General features: G+C 66.4%; 16 protein-coding genes and 2 tRNA genes. 7 read left to right on the top strand and 11 right to left on the bottom strand.

The features are described from left to right. Nucleotides 1-102: 102 nt before the first annotated feature. From BLO63_RS02230 to BLO63_RS02190, 9 genes are all read right to left on the bottom strand, one after another. Nucleotides 103-1,803, bottom strand: a complete 1,701-nt coding sequence (locus tag BLO63_RS02230; protein ID WP_091436369.1) for a methyl-accepting chemotaxis protein — start codon at nt 1,801-1,803, stop codon at nt 103-105. Nucleotides 1,804-1,959: 156 nt separating this feature from the next. After that, nucleotides 1,960-2,035, bottom strand: a tRNA-Val gene (locus BLO63_RS02225). A 375-nt stretch (nt 2,036-2,410) separates the two neighbouring features. Beyond that, on the bottom strand, nt 2,411-2,689 hold the full coding sequence (locus BLO63_RS02220) for an HU family DNA-binding protein (RefSeq protein ID WP_018386927.1): 279 nt from the start codon (nt 2,687-2,689) through the stop codon (nt 2,411-2,413). 331 nt (nt 2,690-3,020) lie between these two features. Next, complete coding sequence (gene lon, locus BLO63_RS02215) at nt 3,021-5,459, bottom strand: endopeptidase La (RefSeq protein ID WP_091436368.1); 2,439 nt, start codon at nt 5,457-5,459, stop codon at nt 3,021-3,023. 252 nt (nt 5,460-5,711) lie between these two features. Next, on the bottom strand, nt 5,712-6,983 hold the full coding sequence (gene clpX / locus BLO63_RS02210; protein ID WP_091436366.1) for an ATP-dependent Clp protease ATP-binding subunit ClpX: 1,272 nt from the start codon (nt 6,981-6,983) through the stop codon (nt 5,712-5,714). 377 nt (nt 6,984-7,360) lie between these two features. Next, the gene (locus tag BLO63_RS02205) at nt 7,361-7,993 is read right to left on the bottom strand and encodes an ATP-dependent Clp protease proteolytic subunit (RefSeq protein ID WP_018386930.1); all 633 of its coding nucleotides are present in this window, start codon (nt 7,991-7,993) and stop codon (nt 7,361-7,363) included. Nucleotides 7,994-8,145: 152 nt separating this feature from the next. Further along, on the bottom strand, nt 8,146-9,501 hold the full coding sequence (gene tig / locus BLO63_RS02200) for a trigger factor (protein ID WP_091436364.1): 1,356 nt from the start codon (nt 9,499-9,501) through the stop codon (nt 8,146-8,148). 130 nt (nt 9,502-9,631) lie between these two features. Next, a tRNA-Leu gene (locus tag BLO63_RS02195) sits at nt 9,632-9,716 on the bottom strand. Between the two features lie 146 nt (nt 9,717-9,862). Then, complete coding sequence (locus tag BLO63_RS02190) at nt 9,863-11,350, bottom strand: NAD(P)H-hydrate dehydratase (RefSeq protein WP_091436362.1); 1,488 nt, start codon at nt 11,348-11,350, stop codon at nt 9,863-9,865. A gap of 352 nt (nt 11,351-11,702) precedes the next feature. On the opposite strand from BLO63_RS02190, the gene BLO63_RS02185 reads away from it, so the two are divergent. Both BLO63_RS02185 and glnA read left to right on the top strand, forming a co-directional pair. Continuing rightward, entirely contained in the window at nt 11,703-12,041 is a 339-nt protein-coding gene (locus tag BLO63_RS02185) for a P-II family nitrogen regulator (RefSeq protein ID WP_018386933.1), read from the top strand. Between the two features lie 132 nt (nt 12,042-12,173). Continuing rightward, nucleotides 12,174-13,583 carry a type I glutamate--ammonia ligase gene (glnA, locus tag BLO63_RS02180; protein ID WP_091436361.1) on the top strand — a complete coding sequence of 470 codons (1,410 nt, stop codon included), beginning with the start codon at nt 12,174-12,176 and terminating at the stop codon, nt 13,581-13,583. Nucleotides 13,584-13,719: 136 nt separating this feature from the next. Here the strand turns inward: glnA and rpsI are convergent, their stop codons facing one another. Together rpsI and rplM are read right to left on the bottom strand one after the other, a co-directional pair. Next, nucleotides 13,720-14,196 (bottom strand): 30S ribosomal protein S9, encoded by a 477-nt coding sequence (rpsI, locus tag BLO63_RS02175; protein WP_091436359.1) that lies wholly within the window; start codon nt 14,194-14,196, stop codon nt 13,720-13,722. Nucleotides 14,197-14,198: 2 nt separating this feature from the next. Continuing rightward, entirely contained in the window at nt 14,199-14,660 is a 462-nt protein-coding gene (gene rplM, locus BLO63_RS02170) for a 50S ribosomal protein L13 (protein WP_018963936.1), read from the bottom strand. A gap of 274 nt (nt 14,661-14,934) precedes the next feature. Here rplM and BLO63_RS02165 point away from each other — a divergent pair, with 274 nt between their 5' ends. The 5 genes from BLO63_RS02165 to BLO63_RS02145 all read left to right on the top strand — a co-directional run bounded on the left by BLO63_RS02165 (nt 14,935) and on the right by BLO63_RS02145 (nt 19,875). Beyond that, entirely contained in the window at nt 14,935-15,375 is a 441-nt protein-coding gene (locus BLO63_RS02165) for a CoA-binding protein (protein ID WP_091436357.1), read from the top strand. A gap of 189 nt (nt 15,376-15,564) precedes the next feature. Beyond that, nucleotides 15,565-16,857 carry an O-acetylhomoserine aminocarboxypropyltransferase gene (locus tag BLO63_RS02160; RefSeq protein ID WP_091436356.1) on the top strand — a complete coding sequence of 431 codons (1,293 nt, stop codon included), beginning with the start codon at nt 15,565-15,567 and terminating at the stop codon, nt 16,855-16,857. A gap of 205 nt (nt 16,858-17,062) precedes the next feature. After that, on the top strand, nt 17,063-17,224 hold the full coding sequence (locus BLO63_RS02155) for a DUF1127 domain-containing protein (RefSeq protein ID WP_018386942.1): 162 nt from the start codon (nt 17,063-17,065) through the stop codon (nt 17,222-17,224). A 150-nt stretch (nt 17,225-17,374) separates the two neighbouring features. Continuing rightward, nucleotides 17,375-18,805 carry a methylenetetrahydrofolate--tRNA-(uracil(54)-C(5))-methyltransferase (FADH(2)-oxidizing) TrmFO gene (gene trmFO / locus BLO63_RS02150; RefSeq protein ID WP_091436354.1) on the top strand — a complete coding sequence of 477 codons (1,431 nt, stop codon included), beginning with the start codon at nt 17,375-17,377 and terminating at the stop codon, nt 18,803-18,805. Beyond that, nucleotides 18,802-19,875, top strand: a complete 1,074-nt coding sequence (locus BLO63_RS02145) for a serine/threonine protein kinase (protein ID WP_091436353.1) — start codon at nt 18,802-18,804, stop codon at nt 19,873-19,875. Before trmFO ends, BLO63_RS02145 begins: the two co-directional genes overlap by 4 nt.

Here is a 19,875-nt window from a genome sequence, read left to right as displayed (position 1 = left end):
AACCCCCGCCGGGGTGCCGCCACCCGCGCCGCAGGAAGGGGCACAACGCAAACCGCGCGCCGGTGGGGGCGGCGCGCGGCAAGGTTGGTCGGTGCGGGCAGATCAGGCCGCGCGCAGGCTGCGCACGAGTTCCGTCACCTGCTGCTTGAGATCGCCGGCCTGACCGGCCAGCGCCCCGGACAGCGAGGTCAGCTGGGCGGAGGCCGCGCCGGTCATTTCGGCCGCACGGCCGACGCCGACGATGTTCTCGCTCACCATGGTGGTGCCGTTCGCGGCCTGGCTGGTGTTGATGGCGATCTCCTGCGTCGCGGAGTTCTGCTGCTCCACCGCGCTGGCGATGGTGGTGGTGGCATCGCGGATCTGCGCGATGGTGGTGACGATGTGCTCGATCGAGACCACCGTGCGGCTAGTCGCCTGCTGAATGTCGTTGACCTTCAGCCCGATCTCCTTGGTGGCACCGGCGGTCTGCTCGGCGAGCTGCTTGACCTCCTGCGCGACCACGGCGAAACCTCGGCCAGCATCGCCCGCCCGCGCCGCCTCGATGGTGGCGTTGAGCGCGAGCAGGTTGGTCTGGGCGGCGATGTCGGTGATCAGATTGACGACCTCGCCGATCTTGCTGGCGGCCTCGGACAGCTCGCGGATTTCGCTGGCGGTGCGGTTGACCACATCCGAACCGGAGACCGCGCGCGTCGCCGCGCCGCTGACCTGATTGCCGATCTCGCGGATCGACGCCGTCATCTCTTCGGTCGCCGCCGCCACGGTCTGCACGCTGCCCGAGGCTTCGGACGCGGCACTGCCGACGGCCGCCGCCTGGCGGGAGGTTTCCTCGGCGCTGGCGGCAAGATTGCGCGCCGCCTCGGAAACTTCGCCGGAGGAATTGGCGAGGGCGTTGGCCAGCGTGCCCATCTTCGATTCAAATTCATCGGCAATGGACTGGCGCTGGGCCGCGACACGCTCGGCGCCGCGAATCTCCGCCAGCCGGGCGTCCTCACGCGCCTTCTCGGCGTCGACCAGCGCCCGGCGCAGCACTTCTGCGGAACGCGCCATGCCGCCGATCTCGTCCTTGCGGTCGGTCCCGTCCACGGTGATGGCGAGCACGCCCTGGGAGAGATTGTCGAAGACCCCCCGCAGCCTTTCCAGCGGCCGCACCACGCCGATGCGCGTCGCCACGAACGCCAGGATCAGCACGAGCACGAGGCCGCTGGCCATCACGACATAGATGGTGGTGACGGCGGAATCGGCTTCGGCGCGCAGGCTGTCGGAGAGCTTTGTGACCTCACCTGCCCGGGCGTTCACGTCTGCGGCGATTTCGCCGATAAGCGCCATCGAGATCGGCATGCAGCGCGCATTCCATTCCGCGGCGATCTTGAGGTTCTCCCCGGCCGAGGTCGAGGCATTGGCGCGCTTGACGACGTCGCCGCACTGTTCGCCGACGAAGCTGTCGAATTTCGCCACCAGCGTCTTCACCTGCTCGGCGTTCGCGGGATCTTGAGTCGCCACATCCCCCATGCGCTCACGAAAGGAGGCGACGGCATCGTTCTGCACCTTGACCGCCGCCTCATTGTCCTCGTCGGTCGTTGCCGACAGCGACTGATAGACGCCCTGGTTGAAATAGACGGTGAAGCGGTTGGCCCGGGCCATTGCACGAGCGGCCGAGGCCGGGCCCGTCAGGGCATCGTGGTATGCCGAACTGATCGCCTGCATCTTTGTGCCGGCGAGGAGAATGGCGCCGCCAGAGAAGACGGCGAGCAGAAGCAAGAGGGCCGAGATCTTTCCGATCAGCGGCATATTTTTGAAGGACATGGGAGCTCCACGGGCTGGCCAGAACGCCCGGCGATATCCCGCCACAGGCGGTCTCATTCGGGACGTATGGCGCACCATTGAATGGTCGCCTTGTGTGAAGCTGTCGCGCGATGGGGGACCGGCGCGCACGCCGGGCGTGCGGGGCGTAGAGGCAAATGGTGGGCGGTGACGGGCTCGAACCGCCGACCCTCTCGGTGTAAACGAGATGCTCTACCAACTGAGCTAACCGCCCGAACGGCCTTCGCCGCCGCGTTTAAGCATCGACGGCGGGAGGCGGCAAGAGCTTCTTGTGAGACAAGAGCTTCTTGTGAGACAGCAGCTTCTTGTGAGGAGCCCCCTGTGAGGCAGCTTCCCGGGGCAGGACGTCTGCCGTGGCAGCTGCGGCCGCTGTGCGGCTGCGCCAGCTGCGGGGCGCGGGTGCCGCGCGATAGGCCGGGACGGCGCGTGTGCGCCTGCGGAAGCCTATGGGCCAGGTCTTGAGTGCCGGACAGGCGGTGGCCGGCCAGGGCGAGGGTCCGCCGGTAAGGCTACCGGCGAACCTGCCCCGATGGCGCCGCGCCGCACCCCGCACCGTGATGGCACGGGGGGCGCGGCCCCAGGGTGAAGATCAACCGTTGACGGTTTCCTTCAGGCCCTTGCCGGGCGTGAACTTCGGGGCCTTGGAGGCCTCGATCTTGACCGGGTTGCCGGTGCGCGGGTTGCGGCCCTCGCGCGCGGCGCGGGTCACGACGGAGAAGCTGCCGAAGCCGATCAGCTTGACTTCTTCGCCGGCCTTCAGCGAGGCGGCAATAGCGTCGAAGGTCGCGTCGACCGCAGCCGCAGCAGCGGCCTTCGTCAGCTTGGCCTGCTCGGCCACGGCGGCGACGAGTTCGTTCTTCGTGGTCATTTGACCGGTCCTTCCCTTGATTGCACAAGAATCGTCGATCGCATGCACCGACGACGGGCGGGCACACTTTCCCCAAAATGCGGCGATTGCAAGCGCCCCCGGCTAGAAACCCGCACAAATACACGACTTGAGGCGGATCGCATGTATTTTGATACCGCTTGTTGTGACAATGCGGCACGCCCGCAATTTAGGCGGAAACCACCTGTTCGGCGCCCGCCTCGGCCGGTGCGGCGGGCGAGGCGCGGCGGCGCCGCGCCGCAACGGCCGGCACATGCAAAAACGGCGGCGCCCGCCGGGCACCGCCGCTTCTGTTTCACCTCTCGCGCGCCCCTCAGTGGGCGGCGAGGCCGCCGATTTCGTCGCGGGCGATCACCGGCTCGACCTCGGTGGTCGGCGCCAGCACCTTCTCTTCCCAGACGATCGCCTCCGGCTGGCGGATGAGCGCGTGCTGCAGCACCTCGTCCATCCGCGACACCGGCACGATCTCCAGCGCGTTCTTCACATTGTCGGGGATTTCCGCCAGGTCCTTGGCGTTCTCCTCGGGGATCAGAACCTTCTTGATGCCGGCCCGCAGGGCCGCCAGCAGCTTCTCCTTGAGGCCGCCGATCGGCAGCACCCGGCCGCGCAGCGTGATCTCGCCGGTCATGGCGATGTCGCGACGGATCGGGATGCCGGTCAGCACCGAGGTCAGCACGGTCGCCATGGCGACGCCGGCCGACGGGCCGTCCTTCGGGGTCGCCCCTTCGGGAACGTGGACATGGATGTCGCGCCGGTCGAACAGCGGCGGCTCGATGCCGAAATCGAGGGCGCGCGAGCGGACATAGGAGGCCGCCGCCGAGATCGATTCCTTCATCACGTCGCGCAGATTGCCGGTGACGGTCATCTTGCCCTTGCCGGGCATCATCACGCCTTCGATGGTGAGGATCTCACCACCGACCTCGGTCCAGGCCAAGCCCGTGACCACGCCGACCTGGTCCTCGCTCTCGGCCTCGCCATAGCGGTATTTCGGCGCGCCGAGATAGTCCTCCAGCTGCTGGACCGTGACCTTGACCGTCTTCTTCTTGGTCAGCATCAGGTCCTTCACCGCCTTGCGGGCGAGGTTGGAAATCTCGCGCTCAAGGTTGCGCACGCCGGCTTCCCGCGTATAGCGGCGCACCAGCATCAGCAGCGCCTCGTCGTCGATCGACCATTCCTTCAGCTGCAGACCATGCTTGGTCAGCGCCTGCGGAATGAGGTGGCGGCGGGCGATCTCGACCTTCTCGTCCTCGGTGTAGCCGGCGATGCGGATCACCTCCATCCGGTCCAGCAGGGCCGGCGGGATGTTCAGCGTGTTGGCCGTGGTGACGAACATCACGCTGGAGAGGTCATAGTCGACCTCCAGATAGTGGTCGGCGAAGGTGTGGTTCTGCTCGGGGTCCAGCACCTCCAGCAGGGCCGAGGACGGGTCGCCGCGGAAATCGGCGCCCATCTTGTCGATCTCGTCCAGCAGGAACAGCGGGTTCGACTTCTTGGCCTTGCGCATCGACTGGATGATCTTGCCGGGCATGGAGCCGATATAGGTCCGGCGATGGCCGCGGATCTCCGCCTCGTCGCGCACGCCGCCAAGGGCCACGCGCACATATTCGCGGCCCGTCGCCTTGGCGATGGACTTGGCGAGCGAGGTCTTGCCGACGCCGGGCGGGCCGACCAGGCACAGGATCGGGCCGGTCAGCTTGTTCTGCCGGCTCTGCACGGCGAGATATTCGACGATGCGGTCCTTGACCTTGTCGAGGCCGAAATGGTCGGTATCAAGCACGTTCTGGGCGAAGGGCAGGTCCTTCTTGACCTTGCTGCGGTTACTCCACGGGATCGACAGCATCCAGTCGAGATAGTTGCGCACCACGGTGGCTTCCGCCGACATGGGCGACATCTGCCGCAGCTTCTTCAGCTCGTGCGTGGCCTTCTCGCGCGCTTCCTTGGAGAGCTTGACGGTCTTGATGCGCTCTTCCAGCTCGGCCAGCTCGTCGCGGCCGTCCTCGCCGTCGCCCAGCTCCTTCTGGATCGCCTTCATCTGCTCGTTGAGATAGTACTCGCGCTGGGTCTTCTCCATCTGGCGCTTGACGCGCGTGCGGATGCGCTTCTCGACCTGAAGGACCGAGATTTCGCTCTCCATCAGCGAGAGCACCTTCTCAAGGCGGGTGGTGACCTTGAGGATTTCCAGCACCGCCTGCTTCTCGGGGATCTTCACCGCGAGATGCGAGGCCACGGTGTCGGCCAGCTTCGAATGCTCCTCGATCTGGGTGACGACGCCGACGACCTCAGGCGAGACCTTCTTGTTCAGCTTCACATAGCTGTCGAACTCGGCCAGCACCGAGCGGCCGAGCGCCTCGGCCTCGACCTTGGCGCCAAGCTCTTCTTCCAGCGCCTCCGCCTCGGCCTCATAGAGGTCGGCGCGGTCGGTGTAGTGCCGGACCTTGGCGCGCGAAATGCCCTCGACCAGCACCTTCACCGTGCCATCGGGCAGCTTGAGCAGCTGCAGCACCGAGGCGAGCGTGCCGATCTTGTAGATGGAGGAGGTCTCCGGGTCGTCGTCGGAGGCGTTCTCCTGCGTCGCCAGTAGGATGAAGGTGTCGTTGCGCATCACCTCTTCGAGGGCGCGGATGGATTTCTCACGGCCGACGAACAGGGGCACGATCATGTGCGGGAAAACGACGATGTCGCGCAGCGGCAGGACCGGGAAGGTCTGAGGCACTCCCGGGGTGAGCGCGGTGCGAGGCTTGGGGCTCGTCATGGCTCTTTCCTTTCTGTTGGCGGCAGGCGACGTGTCCCGACGACAGGCGTCGTCAGGCGGCACCGTGCCGCAATGCGGCCGGAACGCGAACGTTGATCTCTGTGCGGGGGCTGCGTCAGGCGCGCTGGGCACGTCGATGCGGTCGAGGACCGGGGGTTGAGGCTCAGATGGCGATGCCCCCGCCCCCCGTCAAGGGAGCGGGCCGCGTCGCTGGCCGGGCGTGGCGGCCCGGCCCTGCCCACCGCCGGTTCCTCAGGCACTCGCGCCCGCATCGCCAGCCGCGCGGTCCGCGTAGATGTAGAGCGGACGCGCATTCTGCTCGACGACCTCTTTGCTGATGACGACCTCTTCCACCCCTTCAAGGCCCGGCAGGTCGAACATCGTGTCGAGCAGGATGCCTTCCATGATCGAGCGCAGGCCGCGCGCGCCGGTCTTGCGCTCGATGGCCTTGCGGGCGATGGCGCCCAGCGCTTCCTCGTGGATGGTCAGCTCGACATTCTCCATCTCGAACAGGCGCTGATACTGCTTCACCAGCGCGTTCTTCGGCTCGGAGAGGATCTTCTTCAGCGCCGCCTCGTCGAGATCGCCCAGCGTGGCGATGACGGGAAGGCGGCCGATGAATTCAGGGATCAGCCCGTATTTCAGCAGGTCCTCCGGTTCGACCTCGCGGAACACTTCGCCCGGCTTGCGGTCCTCGGGGGCGGAGACGACGGCGCCGAAGCCGATCGAGGTGCCCTTGCCGCGCGAGGAGATGATCTTGTCGAGGCCAGCGAAGGCGCCGCCGCAGATGAACAGGATGTTGGTCGTGTCCACCTGCAGGAATTCCTGCTGGGGATGCTTGCGCCCGCCCTGCGGCGGCACGGAGGCGACGGTGCCTTCCATGATCTTCAGCAGCGCCTGCTGCACGCCCTCGCCCGAGACGTCGCGGGTGATGGACGGGTTGTCGGACTTGCGGCTGATCTTGTCGATCTCGTCGATATAGACGATGCCGCGCTGCGCCCGCTCGACATTGTAGTCGGCCGACTGCAGCAGCTTGAGGATGATGTTCTCCACATCCTCGCCGACATAGCCCGCCTCGGTCAGCGTGGTCGCGTCCGCCATGGTGAAGGGCACGTCGAGGATGCGGGCCAGCGTCTGCGCGAGCAGCGTCTTGCCCGAGCCGGTCGGCCCGATCAGCATGATGTTGGACTTGGCCAGCTCGACGTCGCCGGCGTGCTTGGTCGCGTGGTTCAGGCGCTTGTAGTGGTTATGCACCGCCACCGAGAGGACGCGCTTGGCATGGAACTGGCCGATCACATAATCGTCCAGGACCTTGCAGATCTCCTTCGGGGTCGGGATGCCGTCGCGCGACTTCACCAGCGAGGATTTGTTCTCCTCGCGGATGATGTCCATGCACAGCTCGACGCATTCATCGCAGATGAACACGGTCGGTCCCGCAATGAGTTTGCGGACCTCGTGCTGGCTCTTGCCGCAGAACGAGCAGTAAAGAGTATTCTTGCTGTCGCCGCCGCCAACCTTGCTCATGCGTCTCTCCGTCCGCTCGGCAGTCCAGGCATTGCCCGGAACCGCCCCAGTCCCGCGGCCGCCGCGGGCCTCCAAGGGGGGAGAAACGCGACGGCTCGAAAACGCCGTCAAAAGGAAGCGACTTAAGGGTCCTTGTTCGGTGTCACAGCCAAGCACGCTAGCCGCGACACGATCAAGCGGGCAATCGAACCATCCCCGACTTCGCGGATGGGGCGCTGGCCCCGTCGTACCCCCGTCACACCTCCGGGCGACACTTCATTCTGCAGTCATGCAAGCGCGATACCGCGAAGCATGCAAGCCCGCGCTTCATTTCGGCGCGGGCTTCGATCTCAATATAGGAAGCCGAACCGGCTTCGGAAACACGGCGCAAACCCTCATCAGGGCTTCGCCGGAGCCTCCTCGGGACGCTTGTCGATCACTTTGTCGATAAGGCCAAAGGACTTGGCGACCTCGGCGGTCATGAAGTTGTCGCGCTCCAGCGCGTCCTCCACCGCCTTGATGTCCTGGCCCGTGTGCTTGACGTAGATCTCGTTGAGCCGCTGCTTGAGGCTCATGATCTCTTTGGCGTGCAGCATGATGTCCGTCACCTGGCCCTGGAAGCCGCCCGAGGGCTGGTGCACCATGATTCGCGCATTCGGCAGGGCGAAGCGCATGTCCTTCTCGCCGGCGGTCAGCAGCAGCGAGCCCATCGAGGCCGCCTGGCCGATGCACAGCGTCGACACCGCCGGCTTGATGAACTGCATCGTGTCGTAGATCGCCAGCCCCGATGTCACCACCCCGCCCGGGGAGTTGATGTACATCGAGATTTCCTTCTTCGGATTCTCCGCTTCGAGGAACAGCAGCTGGGCGACCATGAGGGTCGCCATGCCGTCCTCGACCGGGCCGGTCAGGAAGATGATGCGCTCCTTCAGGAGCCGGGAATAAATGTCGTAGGAACGCTCGCCCCGGTTGGTCTGCTCGACCACCATCGGGACCAGGTAGTTGTTCAAGGTATCAATCGGGTCACGCATATTTCGATCCTCGGCGGCACGGCGCGCCAGCGCCGCCCGCGAATCCAACCACCCTACAATAAAGGGAAAGCGCGTCCCTACCAGCCCGCCGGCGATGAAGTGGCGGACAGGGGAGCCGCGCGTGGCGCACGACTCCGCGAGTTCCGTCGGCCTCAGGCCGCCTTTTCGTCCTCGTCCTCGGCGTAGAGTTCCTCGCGCGAGACGGGGACTTCATTGACCGTGGCGAGTTCGAGCAGATAGTCGACCACCTTCTCCTCGAAGATCGGCGCGCGCAGGCTGGCCAGCGCCTGGGCGTTCTTGCGGTAGAACTCCCACACCTGCTGCTCCTGCCCGGGGAACTGACGGGCACGCTCGACGACGGCGCGGGTCACTTCGTCGTCCGTCACCTGAATGTTGTTCTTCTCACCGATTTCCGCAAGCACCAGCCCGAGGCGCACGCGGCGCTCGGCGATCTTCTGGTAGTCGGCGCGGGCGGCTTCCTCGGTGGTGTCCTCGTCGGCGAAGGTCTTCTTCTGGTTTTCCATCTCGGCGGTGACCGAGCCCCAGATGCCGTCGAATTCCTGCTGGGCCAGCGTCGGCGGCACGTCGAACTGGTGCAGCCCGTCGAGCGCGTCGAGCAGGCGGCGCTTGGCCTTGTTGCGGCTCTGCGCGTTGTGCTCCTGGGCGATGCGGCTCTTCACCTGCTCCTTGAGCGCCTCAAGGCTGTCCATGCCGAGCGTCTTGGCGAACTCGTCGCCGATCTCCATCTCGGTCGGGGACTCGATCATCTTCGCCGTCACCTCGAACGCGGCCGCCTTGCCGGCCAGATGCGCCGCCTGGTAGGCCTCGGGGAAGGTCACGTTGACGGTGCGGGTCTCGTCTTCCTTGATGCCGACGAGCTGCTCCTCGAAGCCGGGGATGAAGCTGTTGGAGCCGAGCACCAGCGGAACGTCCTCGCCCGAGCCGCCCTCGAACACTTCGCCGTCGATCGAGCCGACGAAGGACAGGGTGACGCGGTCGCCGTTCTCGGCGGTGCCGTCCGGCTTGGCGGCGTAGGGGCGGTTGGCCTCGGCGATCCGCTTGACGGTCTCTTCGACCTCCTCGTCGGACACGGCCAGCACCGGCTTGTCGAGGGTGATGCCCTTGAAGTCGCCGAGCGTGATCGCCGGCAGCACTTCGAGGTTCACGGTGAAGGACAGGTCGGCCTTGCCCTCGATCACCTCGTTGACCGCCGCCTCGTCCTGCGGCAGCTCGACCTTCGGCTGCATGGCCAGCTTGAAGCCGTTATCCTCGATGATCTTGGTGTTAGCCTCGTTCACCGCCTGGTCGATCACCTCGGCCAGCACGGACTTGCCGTACATGCGCTTGAGATGGGCGACCGGCACCTTGCCGGGGCGGAAGCCGTTGAGGCGGACCTTGTCCTTGAGCTCGCTGAGGCGCGCATTGGCCTTGGCGTCAAGTTCGGCGGCCGGCAGCACCACGCGATATTCGCGCTTGAGACCTTCGGCGAGGAGTTCGGTGACCTGCATTTTCAATCGGCCTTCGTCTTGTTTGCCGCTTGCGCGAGCTCTCGAATGTCTGTGTGCGAGGCCGCGTGAACGACGTCGGCCCCGCTCGGTGCAAATGGGTCGGAGGGCGGCACCGGACAAGGGCAGGCGCTGGTGCGGGCGGAGGGACTCGAACCCCCACGACTCTCGCCACTGGAACCTAAATCCAGCGCGTCTACCAGTTCCGCCACGCCCGCGGTTGCACCTGTCGCCCGCCGCATCGTCCGGGAAGGACGCGCATGGGCGCATGGGCGCGCACCCGAGAAGGTACCGCCAGCCGGGTGCGGGCTTATAACACGGTCATGACGCTGCGCCAGCGCAAAATGCGCGCCCTCGCCCGCCGCTACACAGCCCCGAGAAAGCCGAACAGCCGGCGATAGACCGGGCGCAGCGCCTCGATCAGATCGTCGGCCACCAGCCCCGGCCCGGCCTCGCGCGCCGCCTCGCCATGCAGCCAGACAGCGGCACTGGCCGCCTCGAAGGGCGGCATGCCCTGCGCCAGCAGTCCGCCGACGATTCCCGCCAGCACGTCGCCCGCCCCCGCCGTCGCGAGAAAGGGGGGCGCATTCGCGGCGATCGAGGCGCGCCCGTCCGGGCTCGCCACCACCGTGTCGGGACCCTTGAGCAGCAGCGTCGCCCCGAGCCGCACCGCCCCGGCGCGCGCCCGCTCCAGCCGCGAGGGCGCCTCCAGCACGTCCGGGCAGCACTCGAACAGCCGGGCGAACTCGCCCTCATGCGGGGTGGCGACCGCCGCCGGCGCGGCTTCCAGCGCCTGCGCCAGCGCATCCGCCGCGCCGGTGAAGGAGGTGATGAGGTCGGCGTCGATCACCAGCCGGCGGTCGCGACAGGCCGCCAGTCGCTCACGCGCGCCCGGCCCGACGCCGAGGCCGGGGCCGAGCACCACGGTCGTCAACCTGGGATCGGCCAGCAGATGCGCCAGCCCGGCGGCATCCTCCACCGGCCGCACCATGACGGCGGAGAGATTGGCCGCGTGGATCGCCAGCGCCTCGGCCGGGCACGCCACCGTCACCAGCCCCGCCCCGGCCCGCAGCGCGGCGCGGGCGGCAAGCCGCGTCGCCCCGGTCGCCTGCGCCGGGCCGGAAACGGCGACGAGGTGGCCGCGCGCATATTTGTGCCCCTGCGGCGCCGGCACCGGAAAATGACCCGCCCACAGGTAAGGCACGTTCTCGAAGGCGCGGGGAGCGATCACATCAAGCGCTTCCTGCAGGATGCCGATATCGGCCACGGTCAGTTCGCCCGCATGCAGGCGGCCCGGCAGCAGCACATGGCCGGGCTTGGGCCGGAAGAAGGTGACGCTCCAGCGCGCCTGGATTGCCGCCCCGCGCACCGCGCCGGTGGCGCCGTCGATCCCGGAAGGCAAGTCGACCGCCAGCACCGGCACGCCGGCGGCGTTCACCCGCTCCACCAGTTCCCGTGCGACGCCGTCGAGATCGCGCGCCAGCCCGGCGCCGAACAGCGCGTCGATGACGAGATCGACCCCCTCCAGCGCCACGCCCTCGCCCGGCTCGACCGGCCCCGTCCACTGCGCCGCCATGAGCGCGGCATCGCCACGCAGGGCGGCGCGCTCCCCGAGCAAGGCGAGGCGCACCCGGTAGCCGACCGCGGCCAAAAGGCGCGCCGCGACGAATCCGTCGCCGCCATTATTGCCGGGCCCGCACAGCACCAGCACCCGCCCGCCCGCCAGCGTCACCCGCGCCGCGCGGCGGGCGACCGCTTCTCCCGCCCTTTCCATGAGCAGGGCGCCGGGCACGCCGCCGGCGATGGTGAAGGCGTCGGCGCGCGCCATTTCGGTGGGAGTGAGAAGCTCCATGAAACCTTGTTCCTGCACGGTCTGGCCGGTGCTGAGAGGCCGGGCGGCAGCTTAGCCGAAACCGGCGGCGCGGGTCGAATGGGGCCGTCGTCGCAGCAAACAGCGGCAAATGCCCACGTTTCGCGCAGCCCTCGGGAGCCGGGAGCGGCACTGACTGCCTATTACTTAATCAATCCGCTCAAAACTTCATCATTCGTTGAAAACGAAGCTGTTTGGCCCGCCGCATGGCGGCGTGCGATGATGCGATATTAACGGTTTCCGGCGACACTGGGGTGCTTGGCATGGGTTCTGCTTCTTCGCGACCCGACTCGGCCGGGCGTCGCGGATCGACGAGTCAGGGAGACGAGGTCAGATGAAGAAGATTGAGGCCATCATTAAGCCCTTCAAGCTCGACGAGGTGAAGGAGGCGCTGCAGGAAATCGGCCTGCAGGGCATCACCGTCACGGAAGCCAAGGGCTTCGGCCGGCAGAAGGGGCACACGGAACTCTATCGCGGCGCGGAATACGTCGTCGATTTCCTGCCCAAGGTGAAGATCGAGATCGTGGTCGCCGACGAAACGGTGGAAACCGCGATCGACGCCATCCGCCGCGCCGCCCAGACCGGCCGCATCGGCGATGGCAAGATCTTCGTTTCCAACATCGAAGAGGCCATTCGCATTCGTACCGGTGAGTCGGGCGTCGACGCCATCTGAGAGCCAGCGTAGTATGGTCGCGCATATGAGCGCGCCGCATCCTGATAGGGTGCGGCGCGTATCGTCGTTGACCATCCGCTTGGGACCAGCTGCCCCTCAAAAGACGGCAGTATCAGAAGAGGTACGAACAATATGACGACGGCCAAGGATGTACTGAAGCTAATAAAGGACAACGACGTCAAATACGTCGACCTGCGCTTCACCGATCCCCGCGGCAAGTGGCAGCATGTGACCTTCGACATCTCGATGGTCGACGAAGATTTCTTCGCCGAAGGTCAGGCATTCGATGGTTCCTCCATTGCGGGCTGGAAGGCCATCAACGAATCGGACATGCACCTGCAGCCCGATCTCGATTCCGTCACCATCGACCCGTTTTTCGCCGAGACCACCATGGTCGTGGTCTGCGACGTGCTGGAGCCGACCACGGGCGAGCCCTATGGCCGCGACCCGCGCGGCATGGCGAAGAAGGCCGAGGCCTATCTGAAGTCCACCGGCATCGGCGACACCATCTATATCGGGCCGGAAGCCGAGTTCTTCATCTTCGACGATGTGCGCTTCACCGCCGATCCCTACAACACCGGCTTCAAGCTCGATTCGGTCGAACTGCCCACCAATGGCGGCACCGAATATGAGGGCGGCAATCTCGGCCACCGCGTGCGCACCAAGGGCGGCTATTTCCCGGTGCCGCCGGTCGACAGCTGCCAGGACCTGCGCGGCGAGATGCTTGCCGCCATGGCCCGCATGGGCGCCAAGGTCGAGAAGCACCATCACGAGGTCGCTTCCGCCCAGCATGAGCTGGGACTGAAGTTCGACACGCTGGTGACGATGGCCGACCAGCTGCAGATCTACAAGTACTGCATCCACCAGGTCGCCAACGTCTATGGCAAGACGGCCACCTTCATGCCGAAGCCGATCTTCGGCGACAACGGCTCGGGCATGCATGTGCACCAGTCGATCTGGAAGGACGGCAAGCCGCTGTTCGCCGGCAACAAATATGCCGACCTCAGCCAGGAATGCCTGTGGTACATCGGCGGCATCATCAAGCACGCCAAGGCGCTGAACGCCTTCACCAACCCGCTGACCAACTCCTACAAGCGGCTGGTCCCCGGCTATGAGGCCCCGGTTCTGCTCGCCTATTCCGCGCGCAACCGCTCGGCCTCCTGCCGCATTCCCTACACCACCTCGCCGAAGGCCAAGCGCGTCGAGACCCGCTTCCCGGACCCCGGCGCGAACCCCTACCTCGCCTTCGCCGCGCTGCTCATGGCCGGTATGGACGGCATTCTGAACAAGATCGATCCCGGTCCGGCGATGGACAAGGACCTATACGATCTGCCGCCGAAGGAGCTGAAGAAGATCCCGACCGTCTGCGGCTCGCTGCGCGAGGCGCTGTCCTCGCTCGACAAGGACCGCGACTTCCTCAAGAAGGGCGGCGTGTTCGAGGACGACTTCATCAACGCCTATATCGAGCTGAAGATGGTCGAGGTCATGCGCTACGAAATGACCCCGCACCCGGTCGAGTTCGAGATGTACTATTCGGTCTGACCGGCACGCCGGCCGACCAACGGAAAGGGGCGCCGCGAGGCGCCCCTTTTTTGTCTGACCGGCATGTCACTGCCATGCCGGCAAACAAAAAGGGCGGGTCCAAGGACCCGCCCTTTCGTATTGGCAGAGAAGCCGATCAGCGCTTCGAGAACTGGAAGCTGCGGCGGGCCTTGGCCTTGCCGTACTTCTTACGCTCGACGACGCGCGAATCGCGGGTCAGGAAGCCGCCCTTCTTCAGCGGGCCGCGCAGCTCGGGCTCGTAATAGGTGAGCGCGCGCGAAATGCCGTGGCGCAGCGCGCCGGCCTGGCCGGAGAGGCCGCCGCCGGAAACGGTGCACACCACGTCATACTGGCCGGTACGGGCCGCCGTGGTGAAGGGCTGCTGGATGATGAGGCGCAGCACCGGACGGGCGAAATACACCTCGATCTCGCGCTCATTGACCAGGATCTTGCCGGTGCCGGGGCGGACCCAGACGCGGGCGACCGCGTTCTTGCGCTTGCCGGTGGCGTAGGCGCGGCCCTGGCGGTCCAGCTTCTGGACATGCTTGGGGGCCTCGGGGGCCTGGGACTTGAGGGCTTCGAGCCCGTCGAGCGACTGGATGAGCTCAGCCATGATCAGTTCCCCACATTCTTGCGGTTGAGCGCGGCGACGTCGAGCGTCTCCGGCTGCTGGGCTTCATGCGGATGGGTGGCACCCTTGTAGACGCGCAGATTGCCCATCAGCTTGCGGCCGAGCGGGCCGCGCGCCAGCATGCGCTCAACGGCCTTCTCGACCACGCGCTCGGGGAAACGACCTTCGAGGATGAACTTGGCCGTCCGCTCCTTGATGCCGCCGGGGAAGCCGGTGTGGTGGTAGTAGACCTTGTCGTCGCGCTTGCGGCCGGTCAGCACCACCTTGTCGGCATTGATGACGACGATGTTGTCGCCGCAATCGACATGCGGGGTGTAGATCGGCTTGTGCTTGCCCTTGAGGCGGGTGGCGATGATGGTCGCGAGACGACCGACCACAAGGCCGGACGCGTCGATCACGACCCATTTCTTCTGAATATCGGCGGGTTTTGCCGAAAACGTCTTCATGGGAAAATCCATATGCAAGGGCGCGGAATGCCCGCACCTCTCTCGTGGCGGGTTTCTAGACGAGCCCATGCGCAACGTCAATGTCGCCACACGCCGAATTCATGTTAGTAATCAACGGGTTGCAATTTAGGTATTTTAATACCCCGTGCTAACCCCTTGATTTCGACCTCCCGCCGCCCCTGCCGCCCGCACCATCGGCGCGAAAAAGCTCGCCTCGCCCGCCACGCGGTCCCATATGGCACGACGCGCCCGCCTCCAGCTGTCAGGTCCTGCGATGAATCACGATTCCTATGACGACGCCTTCCTCGCCGACTGGCTCGCCGGAGTGCGAACCATTGCCGTGGTCGGCGCCAGCCCGAAGCCCGATCGCCCCAGCCATGGCGTCGCGCTCTATCTTGCCCAGCGCGGCTACAAGGTGTTCGCGATCAATCCCGGCCAGGCCGGGCGCGCCATTGCCGGCCTGCCGACTTATGCCCATCTCGCCGATGTGCCCGAGCCGGTCGACATGGTCGACGTGTTCCGCGCCCCCGAACATCTCCAATCCGTGGTCGGGGAAGCGCTGGCGCTCTCCCCCCGGCCCAAGCTCATCTGGGGCCAGCTCGGCGTGCGCGACGATGCGGCGGCGGCGCGGGCCGAGGCCGGCGGCATCGCGGTCATCATGAACCGCTGCCCGGCGATCGAGATCCCCCGCCTGCGCCTCGCCCGGCCGGCCTGAGGGCGCGGCGGTTTCCGGCGACGGCCCTCGCGCCTCTCCGTCCGGCCGATATCAACAGCGTTATTACGCTGTTTAATTCTTTCTCCAATCCTGTTGCGTTTTTTAGCGGAGGCGCGACACTGCCGGCCAAGACGCCCGCAGCGTCCCGCGCCCTTGCGCGGATCGCCGGCCGTCGACAGGAGAACGCCAATGACCGACGCCACCTCGCCCGCTCCGGGCTTCGCCACCCTCGCCGTCCATGCCGGCGCCGCGCCCGACCCGACCACCAAGGCGCGGGCCACGCCGATCTACCAGACCACCTCCTTCGTGTTCGACGATGTCGACCACGCCGCCTCGCTGTTCGGGCTGAAGGCGTTCGGCAATATCTATACCCGCATCGGCAACCCGACCAATGCGGTGCTGGAAGAGCGTGTGGCGGCGCTGGAAGGCGGCACCGCCGCCCTCGCCGTGGCCTCCGGCCATGCCGCGCAGCTGCTGGCTTTCCAGACCCTGTTGACCCCCGGCGACGAGTTCATCGCCGCCCGCAAGCTCTATGGCGGGTCGATCAACCAGTTCAACCACGCCTTCAAGAGCTTCGGCTGGAACGTGGTGTGGGCTGATTCCGACGATGTCGCCTCGTTCGAGCGCGCCATCTCGCCGCGCACCAAGGCCATCTTCATCGAGTCGATCGCCAATCCCGGCGGCATCGTCACCGACATCGCCGCCATCGCGAAGATCGCCAAGCGCGCCGGCGTACCGCTGATCGTCGACAACACGCTGGCCACCCCCTACCTCATCCGCCCCTTCGAGCACGGCGCCGACATCATCATCCATTCCGCCACCAAGTTCCTCGGCGGCCACGGCAACTCCATTGGCGGTGTGCTGGTCGATGGCGGTTCGTTCGACTGGATGCGCGAGGGGCGCTACCCCTTCCTGTCGCAGCCGCGGCCGGAATATGAGGGCATCGTCATTGGCGAGGCCTTCGGCAATTTCGCCTTCGCCATCGCCGCCCGCGTGCTGGGCCTGCGCGATCTCGGCCCGGCGCTGTCGCCGTTCAACGCCTTCCTGCTGCTCACCGGCATCGAGACCCTGCCGCTGCGCATCCAGCGCCATTGCGACAACGCGTTGGCGGTGGCCAAGCATCTCGCCGACCACCCCAAGGTCTCCTGGGTCAGCTATCCCGGCCTGCCGGGCGACCGCTATTACAACCTCGCCCAGCAGTACACGCCGAAGGGCGCGGGGGCGGTGTTCACCTTCGGGCTGAAGGGCGGCTTCGAGGCGGGCGTGGCGCTGGTGTCGGGGGTGAAGCTGTTCTCGCACCTCGCCAACATCGGTGACACCCGCTCGCTCATCATCCACCCCGCTTCCACCACCCATCGCCAGCTCGCCGACGAGCAGAAGGTGCTGGCCGGTGCGGGCCCGGATGTGGTGCGGCTGTCGGTCGGCATCGAGGACGTGGCCGACATCATCGCCGATCTTGATCAGGCGCTGGAGCGCGCCTGAGTCACGCCATGCTTTCGCCAGCCTTGCAGATCGTGAACGAATTGTGAGCGTGTCATGCGCGGCCCGCAGGGCTGGGATGCGGTATATTTCCTACCAAATGAGCAGGGTGTCAAATATATAGGCATCGGAATGATTAACGGACGTGCAGCTGCCGGGGATGCCCGGAGGCCGCGATCCGGTTAACCGAAAACCGATGGAGACTGACATGCTGCTTTGGGGCCTCGTTGCCAAGCAGATCCGCCGCTACCAGGCGTATCGCCGCACTCTAATCGAGCTCTCCCAGCTCGACGATCGCACCCTCGCCGACATCAACGTGTCGCGTGGCGAGATCACCAGCGTTGCCCGTCGCGCCGCCGCTGCGGCGTGATGCGCCTTTGAGGTGGGACGAACACGCCTCATCGCACTGATCGTCCACCTCATCGCACTGATCGTACGGCCCCGGAATTTTCCGGGGCCGTTCTTTTTTGCCCCCGTTCCGTGCTAAGCCGCGCACGGATTTGTTGAGCAGCGGCAGGATATGAGCATCACCGAAAAGCGCCCGGTTCACATTGTCGGCGGCGGCCTCGCCGGCTGCGAAGCCGCCTGGCAGCTCGCCCGGCGCGGTATTGCGGTGGTGCTGCACGAGATGCGCCCGACCCGCTCCACCGACGCCCACAAGACCGACAGCCTGGCCGAGCTTGTGTGCTCTAACTCCTTCAGATCAGACGATTCTTCCAATAATGCCGTCGGCGTTTTGCACGCCGAGATGCGTCGCCTCGGCTCGCTCATCATGACCTGCGCCGACAGCCACCAGATCCCCGCCGGCGGCGCGCTGGCAGTGGATCGCGAGGGCTTCGCCGAGGCCGTCACCGCCGCCGTCACCGCGCATCCGCTGATCACGGTGGAGCGCGGCGAAGTCGCCGGCCTGCCGCCGGAGGAATGGGACAGCGTCATCGTTGCCACCGGCCCCCTCACCTCCCCCGCGCTGGCCGAAGCCATCCGCACCCGGACGGACGAGCAGGCGCTGGCCTTCTTCGACGCCATCGCGCCGATAATTCACTTTGATTCCATAGACATGGACGTGTGCTGGTTCCAGTCGCGCTACGACAAGATGGGCCCCGGCGGCACCGGCGCCGACTATATCAACTGCCCGATGGACAAGGAGCAGTACGAGGCCTTCGTCGCCGCGCTGGTCGCCTCGGACACCGTGCCCTTCCGCGAATTTGAGAACACGCCCTATTTCGACGGCTGCCTGCCGATCGAGGTGATGGCTGCGCGCGGCGCCGAAACCCTTCGCCACGGCCCGATGAAGCCGATGGGGCTGACCAACGCGCACAATCCGACGGTCAAGGCCTATGCCGTGGTCCAGCTGCGGCAGGATAACGCCTTGGGCACGCTCTATAATATGGTCGGCTTCCAGACCAAGACCCGCCATGGCGAGCAGGTGAAGCTGTTCCGCATGATCCCGGGCCTGGAGAAGGCGGAATTCGCCCGGCTCGGCGGCCTCCACCGCAATACCTACCTCAATTCCCCCCGCGTCCTCGACGCCACGCTGCGGCTGAAGGCCGAGCCGCGCCTGCGCTTTGCCGGCCAGATCACCGGCTGCGAAGGCTATGTCGAGAGCTCCGCCATGGGGCTGATGGCCGGCCTGTTCGCGGCGGCCGAGCGGCGCGGTGAAGCGCCCGCTTTGCCCCCCGCGACCACCGCCCATGGCGCCCTGCTCAACCACATCACCGGTGGCCATATCGAGACGGTGGAAGCGGGCCCCCGCTCCTTCCAGCCGATGAACATCAATTTCGGCCTTTTCCCCCCGCTCGACGCCAATCCCACCCGCGACACCGAGGGCAACCGTCTGCGTGGCACGCAGAAGACCGTGGCCAAGAAGCAGGTGCTCGCCGCCCGCGCCCTTGCCGACCTCGACGCCTGGGCCAAGGGCCATGCCGACGAACCGGACGAGGCTGCCGCGTGAGCTTCACGGTTCCTGCCAGGGGCGGCGTGTTCGAGCTCGACACCGTGCTCAAGCGCGACACCTTCTCCACCATTGAGCGCGGCTTCTGGCGCGATGCCGGCGGCATCGTCTACCCGGCGGTACGGCGCAACTATGCCGAGGTGAAATGGTGGGTGAAGCCGCTCGCCCGCCACTTCGCCGCCCGCGAGGCGCGCGCGCTGATCCGCGCCGAGGGCAGTGGCCACACCGTGCCGGTCTATGCGCTGGAAGAGGGCTATCTGGTGCGCGGCTTCGTCGACGGCATCCCGCTGCAGATCGCCCGGCCGCGCGGCGATCGCGCCTATTTCGCCTCCGCCCGCAAGGGCTTGCGCGAGGTGCATCGCCGCAACATCGCCCATAACGACCTCGCCAAGCCGCAGAACTGGCTCTACGCCGCCGATGGCCGCGCGGTGCTGATGGATTTTCAGCTCGCTATGGTGTTTTCCCGGCGCAGCAAGGCCTTCCGCGTCGCGGCCTATGAGGATATCCGCCACTTCCTCAAGCAGAAGCGCAGCTACTGCCCGGAGGCGTTGACCGCGCGGGAAAAGAAGATCCTCGCCCGCAAAAGCCTGTTCACCCGGGTGTGGATGCAGACCGGCAAGCAGGTCTACAATTTCGTCACCCGGCGCCTGCTCAACTATCACGACACCGAAGGGCGCGGCCCGCGCGCGATGGAACAGGGCCCCCGCATCGCCAGCGCGCTGGCGGAGCTGGCGGGCTTGCGCGCCGTGCATATCTGCGACTTCCCCACCGCCGGCCATTCCTTCGGCCTCTACGCCTTTGTCGAAGCCGAAGGCGTCACCGAGGACGCGCTGCGTGCTCATCTCGCCGCCCGCCTGCCGGACCTGCTGCCGCCCGAGCATCTCCAGGTCGTCCCCGCCCTGCCGCGCGACGCCACCGGCGCCGTGCGCGACGACCTGCTGCGGCTGGTGGCGCTGAACCAGCTCGACCAGCTGTCGCAGCTGCCGCGCGGCCCGCAGGAAGAGGAAGCGCTGACCCTCATCATCCGCGACCGCCGCAATCTCAGCGACCGGGTGCGCGGCGGAATCTAG

Origin of the sequence: Ancylobacter rudongensis (assembly GCF_900100155.1) — a bacterium.
Classification (GTDB): Bacteria; Pseudomonadota; Alphaproteobacteria; order Rhizobiales; family Xanthobacteraceae; genus Ancylobacter; species Ancylobacter rudongensis.
The sequence above is the reverse complement of the archived record's forward strand: the minus strand, read 5'-3'. Positions and strand labels throughout refer to the sequence as shown.

Coding starts and splice junctions, on each gene's coding strand:
- BLO63_RS02230 (WP_091436369.1), bottom strand. CDS start 1,803: ATGTCCTTCAAAAATATGCCGCTGATCGGAAAGATCTCGGCCCTCTTG.
- BLO63_RS02220 (WP_018386927.1), bottom strand. CDS start 2,689: ATGACCACGAAGAACGAACTCGTCGCCGCCGTGGCCGAGCAGGCCAAG.
- lon (WP_091436368.1), bottom strand. CDS start 5,459: ATGACGAGCCCCAAGCCTCGCACCGCGCTCACCCCGGGAGTGCCTCAG.
- clpX (WP_091436366.1), bottom strand. CDS start 6,983: ATGAGCAAGGTTGGCGGCGGCGACAGCAAGAATACTCTTTACTGCTCG.
- BLO63_RS02205 (WP_018386930.1), bottom strand. CDS start 7,993: ATGCGTGACCCGATTGATACCTTGAACAACTACCTGGTCCCGATGGTG.
- tig (WP_091436364.1), bottom strand. CDS start 9,501: ATGCAGGTCACCGAACTCCTCGCCGAAGGTCTCAAGCGCGAATATCGC.
- BLO63_RS02190 (WP_091436362.1), bottom strand. CDS start 11,350: ATGGAGCTTCTCACTCCCACCGAAATGGCGCGCGCCGACGCCTTCACC.
- BLO63_RS02185 (WP_018386933.1), top strand. CDS start 11,703: ATGAAGAAGATTGAGGCCATCATTAAGCCCTTCAAGCTCGACGAGGTG.
- glnA (WP_091436361.1), top strand. CDS start 12,174: ATGACGACGGCCAAGGATGTACTGAAGCTAATAAAGGACAACGACGTC.
- rpsI (WP_091436359.1), bottom strand. CDS start 14,196: ATGGCTGAGCTCATCCAGTCGCTCGACGGGCTCGAAGCCCTCAAGTCC.
- rplM (WP_018963936.1), bottom strand. CDS start 14,660: ATGAAGACGTTTTCGGCAAAACCCGCCGATATTCAGAAGAAATGGGTC.
- BLO63_RS02165 (WP_091436357.1), top strand. CDS start 14,935: ATGAATCACGATTCCTATGACGACGCCTTCCTCGCCGACTGGCTCGCC.
- BLO63_RS02160 (WP_091436356.1), top strand. CDS start 15,565: ATGACCGACGCCACCTCGCCCGCTCCGGGCTTCGCCACCCTCGCCGTC.
- BLO63_RS02155 (WP_018386942.1), top strand. CDS start 17,063: ATGCTGCTTTGGGGCCTCGTTGCCAAGCAGATCCGCCGCTACCAGGCG.
- trmFO (WP_091436354.1), top strand. CDS start 17,375: ATGAGCATCACCGAAAAGCGCCCGGTTCACATTGTCGGCGGCGGCCTC.